This is a genomic window from Enterococcus sp. DIV0294 (genome assembly GCF_050558155.1).
GTDB classification, from domain to species: domain Bacteria; phylum Bacillota; class Bacilli; order Lactobacillales; family Enterococcaceae; genus Enterococcus; species Enterococcus faecalis.
The window spans coordinates 1,754,205-1,768,609 of the sequence record NZ_CP187889.1; the positions used below are offsets into that span (position 1 = coordinate 1,754,205).

Annotated in this window: 11 protein-coding genes; 1 reads left to right on the top strand and 10 read right to left on the bottom strand. The window is 37.6% G+C overall.

What is annotated here, in order from left to right:
• Nucleotides 1-193 precede the first annotated feature (193 nt).
• Together IGJ20_RS08675 and IGJ20_RS08680 are read right to left on the bottom strand one after the other, a co-directional pair.
• Nucleotides 194-1,405, bottom strand: coding sequence for an NAD(P)/FAD-dependent oxidoreductase (locus IGJ20_RS08675; protein WP_002360017.1), 1,212 nt, complete (start codon nucleotides 1,403-1,405; stop codon nucleotides 194-196).
• A gap of 28 nt (nucleotides 1,406-1,433) precedes the next feature.
• Nucleotides 1,434-2,339 carry a prenyltransferase gene (locus tag IGJ20_RS08680; protein WP_002360016.1) on the bottom strand — a complete coding sequence of 302 codons (906 nt, stop codon included), beginning with the start codon at nucleotides 2,337-2,339 and terminating at the stop codon, nucleotides 1,434-1,436.
• A gap of 121 nt (nucleotides 2,340-2,460) precedes the next feature.
• Between IGJ20_RS08680 and IGJ20_RS08685 the strand changes: the two genes are divergently transcribed.
• The gene (locus IGJ20_RS08685) at nucleotides 2,461-3,441 is read left to right on the top strand and encodes a polyprenyl synthetase family protein (RefSeq protein WP_002360015.1); all 981 of its coding nucleotides are present in this window, start codon (nucleotides 2,461-2,463) and stop codon (nucleotides 3,439-3,441) included.
• A gap of 79 nt (nucleotides 3,442-3,520) precedes the next feature.
• Here IGJ20_RS08685 and cydC read toward each other — a convergent pair whose 3' ends face one another.
• From cydC to IGJ20_RS08725, 8 genes are all read right to left on the bottom strand, one after another.
• On the bottom strand, nucleotides 3,521-5,287 hold the full coding sequence (gene cydC, locus IGJ20_RS08690; RefSeq protein WP_016627602.1) for a thiol reductant ABC exporter subunit CydC: 1,767 nt from the start codon (nucleotides 5,285-5,287) through the stop codon (nucleotides 3,521-3,523).
• Nucleotides 5,284-7,017: a thiol reductant ABC exporter subunit CydD gene (gene cydD / locus IGJ20_RS08695; RefSeq protein WP_202522593.1), complete on the bottom strand. Its 1,734-nt coding sequence runs from the start codon at nucleotides 7,015-7,017 to the stop codon at nucleotides 5,284-5,286. The genes cydC and cydD overlap by 4 nt, the downstream gene beginning before the upstream one ends.
• Nucleotides 7,018-7,021: 4 nt before the next feature.
• Nucleotides 7,022-8,035 (bottom strand): cytochrome d ubiquinol oxidase subunit II, encoded by a 1,014-nt coding sequence (gene cydB / locus IGJ20_RS08700; RefSeq protein WP_002356976.1) that lies wholly within the window; start codon nucleotides 8,033-8,035, stop codon nucleotides 7,022-7,024.
• The gene (locus IGJ20_RS08705) at nucleotides 8,032-9,450 is read right to left on the bottom strand and encodes a cytochrome ubiquinol oxidase subunit I (protein WP_033594301.1); all 1,419 of its coding nucleotides are present in this window, start codon (nucleotides 9,448-9,450) and stop codon (nucleotides 8,032-8,034) included. The genes cydB and IGJ20_RS08705 overlap by 4 nt, the downstream gene beginning before the upstream one ends.
• Nucleotides 9,451-10,182: 732 nt before the next feature.
• On the bottom strand, nucleotides 10,183-11,046 hold the full coding sequence (locus IGJ20_RS08710) for an AraC family transcriptional regulator (RefSeq protein ID WP_002384334.1): 864 nt from the start codon (nucleotides 11,044-11,046) through the stop codon (nucleotides 10,183-10,185).
• Between the two features lie 84 nt (nucleotides 11,047-11,130).
• Nucleotides 11,131-13,212 carry a DNA topoisomerase III gene (locus IGJ20_RS08715; protein WP_002378482.1) on the bottom strand — a complete coding sequence of 694 codons (2,082 nt, stop codon included), beginning with the start codon at nucleotides 13,210-13,212 and terminating at the stop codon, nucleotides 11,131-11,133.
• 130 nt (nucleotides 13,213-13,342) lie between these two features.
• On the bottom strand, nucleotides 13,343-13,708 hold the full coding sequence (locus IGJ20_RS08720; protein WP_002356966.1) for a DUF1033 family protein: 366 nt from the start codon (nucleotides 13,706-13,708) through the stop codon (nucleotides 13,343-13,345).
• Nucleotides 13,709-13,805: 97 nt separating this feature from the next.
• The gene (locus tag IGJ20_RS08725; protein WP_033594298.1) at nucleotides 13,806-14,375 is read right to left on the bottom strand and encodes a TetR/AcrR family transcriptional regulator; all 570 of its coding nucleotides are present in this window, start codon (nucleotides 14,373-14,375) and stop codon (nucleotides 13,806-13,808) included.
• Nucleotides 14,376-14,405: the final 30 nt, after the last annotated feature.

Sequence of the window (14,405 nt, forward strand, 5' to 3'; positions counted from 1 at the left end):
GAGCGTGGGACAAAAATCACTTTGGATTTTTGCTCCACGCTCAAAAACTGATAAACGGCAGGAACAGAACCAACTCCTTCGGAAATAAGCCGAAATTCTCCAAAAATTAAAGAGCAATTTTCGGAAATTTCTTCTTATTTCTCGGAGCTAAACGGTTCTGTCCCGACCTCATTATTTCTTATTTTGCTGATTCTTAATGGTATAAGTCGAAACGACCTTTAGCCATCATTTCTTTGGTACCACCTGTTTCAAAGAGCGCTTTGTTCATGATAATTTTTTTCATGAATGAAGCTGGGTATCCTTTAATGTCTGTTTTACCAACAATTCCTAAAGCACGTGTATTTCCGACAGAACAAACAGAACCTTGTGATTTAAAGCTGAAAGGTTTAGTTGCTTCCCCTTTCAATTGTGCTTGAATATTTTTAGCAGCATGAGCGCCCATCTTCAAGGCGATTTGTGCTGTTGTTGGGTAAGGTCGATTGGTTTCTGTATCCATAACTGCTGAGCAATCACCAATAATATAGACGTTGCTATGGTTCGCATCTGTTAAATCTGGTTGAACCATGACACGACCACGACGAGCTTCAAAGCCAGAATCGCCTACAACGTGGCTTCCACTAACACCCGTTGTCCAAATAATTGTTTTGGCAGAAAGTTCTGCCAAGTCGCCTGCTTCGTTATCTTGATAAACAACTGCGCCTGGTTTGATTTCTTTAATCGGTTTACCTAATAATAAATGAATAGCTGAATCTTTTAATAATTGCACACCATAGTTCGCAAGTTTTTCGTTAAACATCGGCAATAGGCGAGTAACTGCTTCGACACAATAAATTTGGATTTGATCTGCTGAGACACCTGCGATTTCAGCAAATTTTGGTTTGTTTTCAACAAGAGAACCTAATAATTCAATCCCTGTAAAGCCTGCTCCGCAGACAACAATTTTTAAGAATTCTTCGTTTTGAGTTGCTTTGTATTGACGCATTTGTTCTTGGATATGTTCATACACGTTTAAAGCCGTTTTCACATCTACCATTTGTAGAGCATGTTCTTGCACACCAGGGATACCAAATGATTCTGATTCAAACCCAAGAGAAACAACTAAGTAATCATAATTGATTGTTTGGCCATCTTCTAAAGCAACTGTTTGTGTTGCAGCATCAATTGTTTTAACTGTTCCTTGGATAAAGGTTGTCATTTTTTCATCGACAACATCCATAATATTGTATGTGATTTTTTCAGCTGGTTGTGTTCCAGCAGCAACTTCATGCAAATCCGTTGCTTCGTAGTGATAGTTGTTACGATCCACTAAAGTAATTTCGACGTCTTTGGCGCCTTTTTGTAATTCGCGTAATGTTTTTAAGCCTGCGTAACCAGCACCTAAAATAACAACATGTTTCTTATTCATTTTGATTCCCTTCCACTCTATAAAAAATTTACAGCCACCACAAACCTATGGCAAAAAATAGCACTTGTGCAGTTGCTCCCACAGCTAAGATCTTCACAGCACAAACAAATGTTTTACTCTTCACTTGTTCCTTCAATAAGGCTTGGGTTTGTTTCCGTACAAAAGGTAAAGTTAAAAGCATGAGTAACATTGTTGGCGGGGTTAATCCTAAACCGACAGCTAACAAAATGGCTAACATTGCTATTGTATTTAATCCGACGAATAATTTCAAAGAACTTGCTTTGCCAAGGTAATGAACTAATGTATATCTCTTGTTATTTTCATCTTCCTCTAAGTCACAGATATTATTTGCTAACATTAAGTTAGCAATGTAACAAGTGTTAGGTAAGGCGACTAAGAAAATCCCCCATAAATTAGCTGCTGACCAATTGAAAACTTCAAACGTATTAATGTAGACACAAATAAGGGTAATCATGAACCCCATTGTAAATCCTGAGAAAACTTCCCCTAATGGTAGACTGGACAAAGGTTTCGGTCCCGATGAATAAAAAATACCAATTAAGTAACAATAAAGACCCATAATTAATAGCGGCCAGCCGACAATGAATGACAACCCAATCCCCATCAAAGCAGAAACGAGAATCATCCAAAAAATCATTTTGCGTATTAATGGCAAAGATAAATTTTCTCGACCGATAATATTCGTTTTTTCCTTATAATCATGAACTTCTGTGGCATGATGGTAATCATTATAATTATCTAAAATATCGACCGCCATATTAAAAATAAACATCGCAATGAAAAAAATTAAAACATAACCAACATGGAGCCGCCCATATTGGTACCAACTAAAACAAATTCCTAACAAAAATGGCAAAACACTAGCTGTTTTTGCTTTTAATTCTACTAATTCAAAAAATATTTCTCGATTCAAACTATCCCTCCGCTACTTTTTTACAAACTTTGTTACTTTTAAAACTTAATTACTGTATTTCTGTCGCCAATTCGTATACAATCAAATAGTATTGAACCACTGAAAGGATCGTAGTATATTTATGAACACATTTTGGAAGTCGTTTCCTGACGTTGAACGTTCTTTAACGGAAACATGTGAATTAATTGAACAAACGTTGCATACACGCAACGAAGACATTGAAGAAGCCTTAGTAACTTTGGCTCGTTCTGGCGGCAAATTATTACGCCCCGCTTTTTTCTTTCTTTTTGCTCAACTGGGTGATGAAGAAAAACAAGAGAAACAACAATTATTAAAAATAGCTGCATCTTTGGAAATCCTACATATGGCTACGTTGATTCACGATGACATTATTGACGATTCTCCATTGCGCCGAGGCGCTGTGACTATTCAATCACAATATGGTAAAGACGTTGCTGTTTACACAGGTGATTTACTATTCACTGAATTCTTTACTTTGATTGCAGATGCCATGAATGGCTCTGAATTTATGAAAATCAATGCACAAGGAATGAAACGGTTATTACTTGGTGAACTCGATCAAATGAGTCATCGATTTGACCGCCGCATGTCGATTCCTGCTTATTTAAGAAGTGTCAACGGCAAAACAGCCGAACTTTTTTCACTAAGCTGTCTTGAAGGGGCCTATTTCGGTCATAGTTCAAAAGAAGTCCAACGTTTAGCTAAACGAATTGGCCGTCATATTGGCATTGCTTTTCAAGTCTATGATGATATTTTAGATTATACTGCCGACACGGAAACCTTGAAAAAGCCCGCTTTAGAAGACTTGTCACAAGGTGTTTATACGTTACCTCTTCTCTTCGCTTATCAAGCAGCACCTGACGTATTCAGCCCTTATTTGGATAAAGGACGTGCCATTACCTTAGAAGAGGCAGCTGAAGTTGCGGCACTAGTCAATGACTATCATGGCGTTACAGAAGCACAAGCTTTTGCTAAAAAAGTAACCAACAAAGCAATCACTGATATTCAACAATTGCCTGATGGCACAGCAAAAGAAACCTTACTTTCCTTAACTGAGCTCTTATTACATCGTTCATTTTAAACGTTTTATGGAAGAATTGCCATTAATTGAAATAGAAAAACGACTGATTGTTTGCTTTAATCAACAACCAGTCGTTTTTTTATTCCTCGAAAGAACTAATGCCACGATCAATTCGGTAAAGTTTCTGATAATGCGCATTGGTTGCAAGTAATTCTTCTGGCGTACCACTCATCTCTAATTGGCCATCTTCAATAAAGATCACTTGATCCATCAAAGTTACGCCTTGCAAATGGTGGGTAATCCAGATGACGGTTTTATCTTTTAATGCCTCAAAAAAGGTTTCCAGCAATTGCTGTTCTGTAATTGGATCTAAACCAGTAGTTGGTTCGTCTAATAACACAATCGGTGTATCTTGCAAAAGAATCCGCGCTAGTGCCAAGCGATGTCGTTCGCCACCAGAAAAACGCAAACCTGCTTCATCCACCATTGTTTGTAAACCTTCTGGTAATTGGGTAACCATTTCTTTTAAGCCAACTTTTTCTAAAACTGCCCAAACTTCTGCTTCGCTTGCTTCTTCTCTACCAATCCGAATATTATTTAAAATGGTTGTTCGAAATAGGTACGGTGCTTGGTGCATAACCCCAATATATTCAGTCATCGTCTCACCAAATGCCTCAGTTGGGATATTTCCTAAAAGGATTTCTCCCGAAGTAGGCCGTAAATCACCACGAATGAGCGAAGCCAACGTACTCTTTCCGGAACCACTGCGCCCTAAAATCGCTAATTTTTGTTTTTCAGGAATTGTTAACGATAAGTCATTTAATACCTTTTTCTCTTGATTTTCATATGCAAAAGACAAATGTTCTATCGATAAACTGGTGCCATTTGGCTGAACAGGCGCTTCTGTTGAGTCATCTTCCCCTTCAGGAAGCTCATTAAAACGACGAATGGAATCCTTATAAATCGTTGTTTCCTGTGCTGCAGCAGGTAGCGGAGCAAAAGCATCAATTAACGGAAAAACGGTTAAAACAAAGGCACCAATCCAATTGGCTGCGCCCCCATGATTACCTGGAAACCGCACACTAGTCCAAGCTAAGACAGCAATCGCAATCACGCCAAACAGAAGTTGTAAAACAAAGTCTCGGCCACGGTTAAATTGCTTCATTTTTTCATCTAATGCACGAACATTCGCTTCATCTGTTTCATAACGAGCAACGAATTCAGAGCCACGTTGACTAAATACCCAATCAGACACACCTAGAATATTGTCGGTTAGTGTTTGATATAACTCATTTTTGGCATATTTATGTTTTTCTTGACGCGCACCATTCACTAGAACTGAAACAAGTGGTAATAGAAAAACAACCACTCCTAACATCAGTAACATGCATAAAGCAAACCACCAAGAAAAGAAACCTAATGCAATCACTAAAAAGATATACAAAATCCAAGCAATAACGGTTGGGAAAATCGTTCGTAAATACAAGTTTTGGATATGATTAATATCCTCCGAAAGCAAACCTAAGATATCCCCAGTGCGATATTTTGTCTTAAAGAAAATCGCATCTTTTTCTAGCACATTATAAAGTTTCAAGCGCAGGTCAGAGGTCATTTTTAACACCCAGTTATGACTCGTTAGACGTTCCACATAACGAAAAACAGGACGGCCAATCCCAAATGCTCTTGTTAAAACAATGGGAATATAAATTAATAAAATATTCTCTGGTAAGGAAGCCGCACGACTGATTAAGTAACCAGACGTAAACATTAATGCCCCTGCACTAAAGAACGTCAAGAAGCCTAAAAGTAAGGCAAAATACAAGGTTTTTTTATAGCGTTTTAAGAAAGGACGAACCCATTGATCGTTTTTCCAAACGTCTTTCGTTGTCGGCTGTTTTTCCATCATTGGCGTCCTCCTCTCATTTGCTTCATTAATTGAACATAGTAGCCATCTTTTTCAATCAACTCTGCTAGCGTTCCTTGTTCCACTAATTGACCTTTTTCCATCACTAAAATGTAATCCATTTCTTCCATCCAATGAAGACGATGTGTCGCAAAGAAGACGAGATGATTGTTCATTAATGGCAACATGCGCTCTTTCATTTCAACTTCTGTTTCAATATCCAAATGCGCTGTCGGCTCATCAAACAGCAAGACGTGGCGTTTTTGATCAACAAAGGCGCGGGCCAACGCTACTCGTTGCGCTTGTCCCCCACTTAACATTCGACCACTTTCCCCAATTAAGGTATGAATTCCTTCGGGAAGGTCTTTAACTAGCTCGTCTAAGCCAACTAACTGAATCGCTTGCTGAATTGCCTCATCTGTCGCTTCAGGTGTATAAAAGCGAATATTGTTTGCCAAAGTATCTTGGAAAATATATGGTGCTTGCGGAATATAAAGGATTTGTTTTTGCCAGTCTTTTTGTAAAAAATGTGGAATCGTTTGGCCATTTATCGCCAATTGACTCGTTTCTTCTGTTGGCAATAAAAAGCCACTTAATAAATTAATTAACGTTGACTTACCAGAACCACTCGCCCCAATAATTCCAATCTTTTTGCGACCATCAACAGAGAATTGCAACGATTGAATTGCTTCTTGCGTTGCATCTTCATAGGAAAAATTTAACGCTGTGACTGACAACTGACTTTCTTGATGCCAATCATCTAACGTGAGCACATCGGTCTGTTCTGCTTCTGGCAATGCTAATACCGCTTGGATCGCTTGAAAAGAGTTTTTTCCATCTAAGGTTGCATGATAATCACTTGAAAAATCACGAATCGGTAAAAAGAACTCAGGTGCTAAAATTAAAGTAACCAAGGCAGGAAATAATAAAATCGTGCCGTTTAATAAACTTAATCCAAGGAAAACTGCCACAACAGCTACCGATAATGTCGTAAAAAAGTCTAACGCAAAGGTTGATAAAATAGCAATTTTCAATGTACTCATGGTCGCTTTTCTGAATCGTTCACTTGTATGATAAATACTCCCAGCATATTTTTTGCTCAACCCAAACAGTTTCAGCGTGTCAATTCCTCGCAAGGAATCAATAAAATGATTGGAAAGCATTTGAAACGCCGCATATTGCTTGTCCGCTTTACTTTGTGCTGCATAACCTAACACAATCATAAAAATAATAATAATCGGAAAAACAATCAGCAATGTTACACCTGAACGAATATCTTGTGTAAAAACAAAGGCCAAAATAATCCAAGGAATAATCATCATATTCATCATTTTTGTCAAAATCAATTGTAAATAATTTTCGGTTTGACTGATGCCTTCTAAAGCCATGGTAACCATATTTCCAGTTCCATTTTTTTGAACAACATTTGGCCCCAAACGGAAAACTTTAGTTAATAATTGTTCGCGTAATTCTTTCGAGCGTTCATAACTAAATGTATCGAGCATTCTCTCACGAAAATACGTAATAACATGTCGACCAAGATAAAAAATAAAAAAGAGTAAAATACTCTGTAGTTGTTGGTTAAGATGCCCGCCACTCCAAAGGCCGACAATGGCTTTTGAAAGAAAAAAAGCTTGCCCAATTATAAAGACTGCTTGCAGGAAAGAAAAACCTGCAAGCAAGACAAGAATTTTTTTGATTTTAGGCATCTGTAAGATGTCTTTATCAATCATAGATTTAATACCCCTCTGGTACGGCTGTCTGTGAAATACGTTTTCTGAAAATATAATAGGACCAAGCAGTATAAGCTAACACGAATGGTAAAATGCTTAAAGAAATCCACGTCATAATTTTTAGTGTATATGGTGTGCTTGTTGCATCTTTAATCAACAAATCAAAACCTTCACTACCAATCATAACACGTGGGAACAAGCCACTGAACAAGAGAGCAACTAGTACAACTAATGTTAAACCACTCGCTAGAAAAGCTAACATCTCTTTGCGTTTAAACACCCCAACATTAGCAATGACCGTTAAGACCACAATTGCTAACGTTAAAATTAAAGTGACCGCAAAGTTCTTTTCATAAAAGTCCGTTTTGAAGTACATCAACACTGCAAAAACAACTAAACCGACATATAAAACGCCGTATAAGATTTCTGCATAATTTCGAGCACGTTCGCGAATTGGGCCTTCTGTTTTTAAAGCAATATAGTTCATGCCGTGTAAGTAGCAAAGTAATGTTAAGGCTACTCCACCAACAATTGAAAACAGATTAAAATAATCCGTAAATTGCGCATGCATATTACCGTTTGCATCTAAAGGCATCCCTTGGACTAAGCTAATAAACAAAATACCAAAGAAGAACGGTACAAGGAAACTACCAATTGATAGCGTCCAGTTCCACATCCGACGACGTTTACCTTCCGGCATGTTGTGGCGGAATTCAAAGGAAACTCCGCGAATAATTAAGCCAAATAAAATCGTAAATAGAATTAAATAGTAGCCACTAAATAATGAAGCATACCAATATGGGAAAGAGGCAAACATTGCGCCGCCTGCTGTTAATAGCCAAACTTCGTTTCCGTCCCAAACAGGTCCAATTGTTGCAACGACTTGATCTTTTTCGTCGTCATTGTGTGCCAACGTTTGAACGGCCATTCCAACACCAAAGTCAAATCCTTCTAAGAAGAAGAAACCTGAGAACAAGACGCCGATAAGGACAAACCATAATAATTGTAGTGTACTCATTCGCCAAATACCCCCTTATCAAATGGATCCAACGCTGGTTCATTTTCTTTCGCTAATTTTTTCGCTTCATAGTCTGGTCCTTTACGTAATTCTAAAATAACCAAGTAAACCATGACACTACCTAAACCAGCAAATAATAAGAAATAAATGACATTTGACGTAATTAATGAAGCAACCGATACATTTGGTGAAACACTTTGTTCAATCGTAAATAGTCCATAGACAGTCCACGGATAACGACCTAATTCAGTGACTAACCAACCTGTTGTATTCGCAAGGAATGGCGCGAACGTACATAAAGCAACAATCCACAGCATCCATTTCTTCTCGTACAGCGATGGTTTTTTCTTCCTTGTAAAGAATAGTCCTAAGGCAGCAACCAATAACATTAAGGCACCAAAACCAGCCATGATACGGAAGCTCCAGAATAAAGTGTTAACTGGTGGATAATAATTTTTATCATCCCCATATTTTTCTACCAAACGCTTGTTGACTGTATCCATTCCATCAACCGAACCTGATAATTTGTTATACGATAAAATACTTAGCATATATGGAATATCGATACCAAAAACTTGTTTATGTTCTCGTTCATCTGCCCAAGCAATCAATGTCCAAGCAGCAGGATCATCAGAGTCTTCATAGGCCCCCTCCATCGCCGCAAATTTCATTGGTTGTCCTTCAATTAGAGCTTTCATTTGCAAGTCGCCAGCTAATAAAACGCCGATTGAACCGAACAAAGTAACCCATAAGCCAATGCGCATAGATGCTTTGTGGAATGAAATATCCCGTTTTTTCAACAATTGGAAAGCAGCCATACCAGCTACTGCCATGCCGCCCAATGTAAAGGCGCCCATGATAACGTGTGAAAATTCATACCAAACTTTTGGATTGCTGATGACAGCTACAAAGTCCACCATTTCAGCACGGCCATTATTGATGACATAACCTACTGGATGTTGCATAAAACTATTGGCAACTAAAATCCAGAAAGCAGACATCATTGAACCGAATACGACTAACCAGATAAAGGTTACGTGAATTTTTGGATTCATTTTATCCCAAGTAAAGATCCACAAACCTAAGAATGTTGACTCTAAGAAGAAAGCTAAGAGCGCTTCTACCGCCAACGGTGCCCCAAAAATATCTCCGACGAATCGAGAATAATCAGACCAGTTCATCCCAAACTGAAATTCTTGAATAATCCCGGTTACAACCCCAACAGCGAAGCTTAATAGGAATATATTTCCCCAAAACTTGGCCATTTTACGATAACGTTCCTCTTTTTTCACAACGTACATTGTTTCCATAATTGCTACAACAAGTGCTAATCCTATTGAAAACGGTACGAAGAAAAAGTGGAAAACTGTTGTCATCGCAAATTGGATTCTCGCCAATGTTACAATATCAAACATATTATTTCCTCCCTGATTTGCCTCCACACAAAGAAACAAGCTTACCTGAATTGTTCATTTCCATTAGCGATGACTCCTTTTATCTACGAAACTAAAAGAAAATTCAAGTGAACTTTTCCAAAAAGTGTGAAAATGCATGTAATATAGAATAATTCCAATCTAAGTATACAACTTTCTGAGGCAGAAACCAAACAATACAGAAGCATTTCTCACAATTTTTTTAGGTGCTCCCAAGATTTCTTCCCTTTCTTCTATCAATAAAAAAAGCCCTTCCTAAAAAAAGGAAGAACTAATCTCAATCTATCAACATTTTGACTTATCACTTGATTAGTTTTCGAAAATTGAAGCAGCTCGTCTTTGATGATAAAAATTCTAATCTTGTGATGAAAATTACGGATTGCTTGTGGTGATAGTTTGTTTTTTAACAACATGGCTATAAAACTCATCATAGTATCGTAAAACTCTTTCTGGTGTTTTGGTACCATTCTAAACAACATGACTCTAAAACATTCGTTGACGTATTCAACTTCATTATTAAGTTTTGGTACCATTCTAAACAACATGACTCTAAAACCTCGGAGAATTATTTTTTTCTCCATGATTCCGTATTCGCATCACTTATCCATAGCTAGATTTCAGTTTAGAAGGTCTGAATTTTTTCTTCACGTTTATTATACCAAACTTTCTCCTTCTTGGCGGAAAAACCCACCATTATTCAATGGTGGGTTTTCTTTATTTAGTAGCTGTAACAGCGAGCCAGATTTCACTATACTTAGCTTCTGCTGGTCCTTGATATTGCGTAAACGAAATTTCTGGTGCTGCAACGACTTGGTAACCAGATGAAGGCAACCATTCAGAGAATATCCTTGCCCAGGTTTCTTGTAAAGTTTGTGGGAAAGGACCTTCATTTGGAAAAACCGCCCATGTATGAGCAGGTACGCTTAGTTGCTCCAAATCTTCATAGGTATTTTCTTGCGAAGTGGCAAAGCCAATCATGTGTGTCATTTCTCCACCTTCTGTTGTTCGTCCCTCTTGAAAGTCAAAAGAAGCATTTACTACTTGATGAGGATATACATCATCAAATGTATGCATTTCCGCTCGTTGTTGTGGTGTAATGCGCTGTGCTAATTCCATGATTGCTTGATTTTCCCCTTGATACTGCAAGGGAACCTTCTGACTAACTCCGACTATTTGAAACGCTGGTTTTTCAATCAATTTAACATCCATTGATTGTCCTCCTTTAATATCAATATAGAAAGAGAATTTAGGGAACGTTTTTTGGATTTGTGTTTTCATTACTTCAGAAGGGGCTTGTCCTGACCAATCGCGAAAGGCTCTTGAGAATCCTTCAATACTTTGATAACCATATTTAAAAGCTACATCTGTCACTTTTTCACCAGCAAGTAATGCTAAATTTGCTTCCGCCAAACGTCTCTTTTTAATATACTCAGCCAGACTCATCCCCGCAACAAACGAAAAAGTTCGTTTAAAATGGTAAACAGAAATCCCTGTCTTTTTTGCCAATTCATCGAAGGATACTTCTTCCGTTAAATGTTCTTCAATATAATCCATTGCTTGATTTAAATTTGCGAGCATCCGTGTCCCTCTCTTTCTATTTGAAAGTTTACTAAAGACCAACATGGATGACTTGATTATCTAGAGCCAACATTCGTCAAGTCGCTACTCTTGATTCATAGCGGCTTTTAAGGCCTGCGCTAAAGCACTTTCTTCTGGTTCGTCTGGTTGTGAATATTTTTTCATCAAACGACGTTCTTCATGTTTAGTCATTTTTTGTTTTCGTTCTTTTTTATCGGGAATTTTTTCAGTAATCGAACAGAATTTACATTTGAAAGAACGACCATTTTTTCCTTCTATGATGACCATTTTTTTATGGCATTGTGGGCAACGGTGATTGGATACTTTAGGATCTTTTCGCCGACGATAAGAACATTCTTGGTTTGTACAAACGTAAATCTTCCCATCTTTCGTATTTTTTTCCCGTAAGTTTGAGCCACAATCTGGACATTTTTTTTGCGTAATGGAAAAATCTTGATATTTTTTCTCGCTTTGTTTAATTTCACGGACTAATTTTTTCGTATCCTCTTCAATATCCTTTAAGAAAAGTTGACTCTTTTGTTGACCCGAAGCGATTGCTTCGAGCGACTTTTCCCATTTTTCCGTTAGTTCAGGTGTCACAAGTGATGGATTCACCAAGTCTAATAGTTGCTTTCCTTTGGCAGACACACTTAAACCGCTATTGGTTCGTTCCATCAATTCTGATTTAATCAGTTTTTCAATGATTTCAGCTCGCGTTGCCGGTGTGCCTAAACTGTGTTTCTCCATTTTTCCTAACAACGTTCCTTCGGTTAATGGTTTTGGCGGCGACGTTAATTCTTTGTTAATGGTAAAGTTTGGCGCAACGGTCATTCCTTTTTGCCATTGGACAGTTGATAGCGGCTGTTCGGCTGTTGTTTTCCAGCCAGCAACAACTACTTTATTTTGATGAAAGACAAATATTTCTTTTCCAAAAGCGACTGTAACTTTTGTTTGTTTGGTTTGGTTTGGCTCAGCAAACAAACCTAAGAATCGTTGAACAATCATTTGATAGATTTTTTGTTCATCATTACTTAGCTTTTCATAACGAGGACGTTGTTCAGTTGGAATCAACCCATGGTGATCCGTGACTTTTGCATTTTGGAAAACTTTTTGTTGTTTAACAACAGCCCCATTTTTAAGGTAGCCTTTCACTTCAGGTGAAAAATCAGCAATGGCTTGAAGTCGTTCTTTCATCGTTCCTTTCATATCCGTTGTTAGATATTTGCTGTCAGTTCGAGGATAGGAAACAATTTTATGGGTTTCGTATAAACTTTGTACAAGAGACAACGTTTTCTTTGCAGAAAATTGGAATCGCTGGTTGGCTTCACGCTGGATTTCGGTTAAATCATATGGTAACGGCGCATTTTCTGTTTTAACTTTTTCTTGAATATCGGTAACTAAGCCCTTTTGTTTTGAGAGTTCTTTGACTAATTGTTCTGCTTCCTGCCGTTCTTTTAAAGCGTATGGATTTTTTTGGGTCATCTTTGCTTTTTCTGATTCAACAGTTAACGAGATAGTAAAATAAGTTTGAGGCTTAAATTGTTCAATCGTTTTTTCTTGTTGGCGCACCATTGCTAAAGTTGGTGTTTGAACACGACCTGCGGATAAGTTATCTTGATATTTCACTGTCAAGGCCCTTGTGACGTTTAGACCCACTAACCAGTCAGCTTTTGCGCGCGCCAAGGCAGAGTAATACAAATTATCGTAGTCTTTCGCTGGGCGAATTTTCTTAAACCCGTCTTTAATGGCTTTGTCTGTTTGAGATGAAATCCATAAGCGTTTGACTGGTTTGTTAAAACGGACATATTCTAAAATCCAGCGGGCTACTAATTCACCTTCACGACCAGCATCGGTGGCAATCACGGCTTCAGAAACATCTTTACGATTGGCTAATTGTTTAATCGCTTTTAATTGATGTCCCGTTTTCGGTAACGGTTTAATCCCTAAATTCTTAGGAATCATCGGTAAAGTTTCCATTTGCCACGTTTGCCATTCTTTGTTTAAATCTTCTGGCATTTTTAGTCCTAAGAGATGGCCTAAAGCCCAGGTAACAATCACGTTGGGTCCTTCATAATAATTCTTATTTTTTTGATTTGCTCCTAAAACGCGGCTTAAATCTTTTGCTACGCTAGGTTTTTCAGCAATAATTAATTGTTTTGCAACCACTAGTTTCGCTCCTTTTTGAGTGCTATCTTTTCGTATTATACCAAATATTAGCTCGATTTTCTCTAAATTCCGAGAATAGAAAAAGAGTTTAAAGAAAATTCCCTGAGGTTTTTCTTTAAACTCATGCGTTTCAAATAACTTTCCGTTTGCAGAATTTTGTTTTGCCAAAATGATTGGATATTGTGGTAAACTCAGCTTTATTTTCAAAAGTAACCGCATGATGATTTTCTAGTAATGCTAAACCGAAGTATTGTTGTAAATCTTCATCGCATTCTTCACACCAGCGTTCTTCCCCATCATTCCAGAAAGCCGTTAAATAGTTAGGCTTTGTGTTGACGTATGTATAATTCTGAGAAAGTTTTTGCCAAACTTCCACATAATATGTCTCTGCATCGGTCAAGTTATCGAAGGTTTTTTCTTGAACAATGTCCTCTTGCCAATCATCAAAAAACCACCAAGGTTCATTGTCGCCATACATTGTAATTACTTGATACATTGAACCGCTCCTTTTTTTGCTACTGTAGGTATCATAGTCACTTTCTGAAAAAGTTGCAAGGATTTGGTTTCGGACTGAGAAATTTTTGAAATTTATTTTATCCTGCCACTTCTAAAGAAACAATAAAATCTTCAATCATGCGACGATAACTTTCTTCCGGCGTGGCTTCTTCGCGTTGAAAATAACCTAAAAAACGTAAGGTAATATAACCATGGATTAAGCTACGTAATTCTCGACTTTTATGCAGTCGTTCTTCATTATTAAATGGATAAAAAGCTAAAAGTTGTAAAATAATTTGATTAGTTTCATGGATGCCTTCAATTAATTGTTGGTTTTGCGTTTTCGGCACACTGATAAGTAATTCATAGACTGCAGAATTTTCAAAAGCAAATTGTTGGTACGTTTCAGCATATATCCGAATTGCTTCTGCGCCACTCTTACCCACTAAGGCTCTTCGCAATGTATCATTTAATTCTTGAATTAACAAGTCCACTAGAGCATTTTTTACTTCAGCAATATTTTTAAAGTGATTATAGAGTGAAGGATACTTGATGCCTAAATCAACGGCTAAATTTTGAAAGGTTAATTGTTGAACGCCCAATTCTTCCGCTAGGTTGCGGGCACTTTCAAGGATTTTGGCTTTCGTTAAATTCCGTTTTTTTGCCATCTTTCTGACGCCTCCAATTCTTAAATTTTG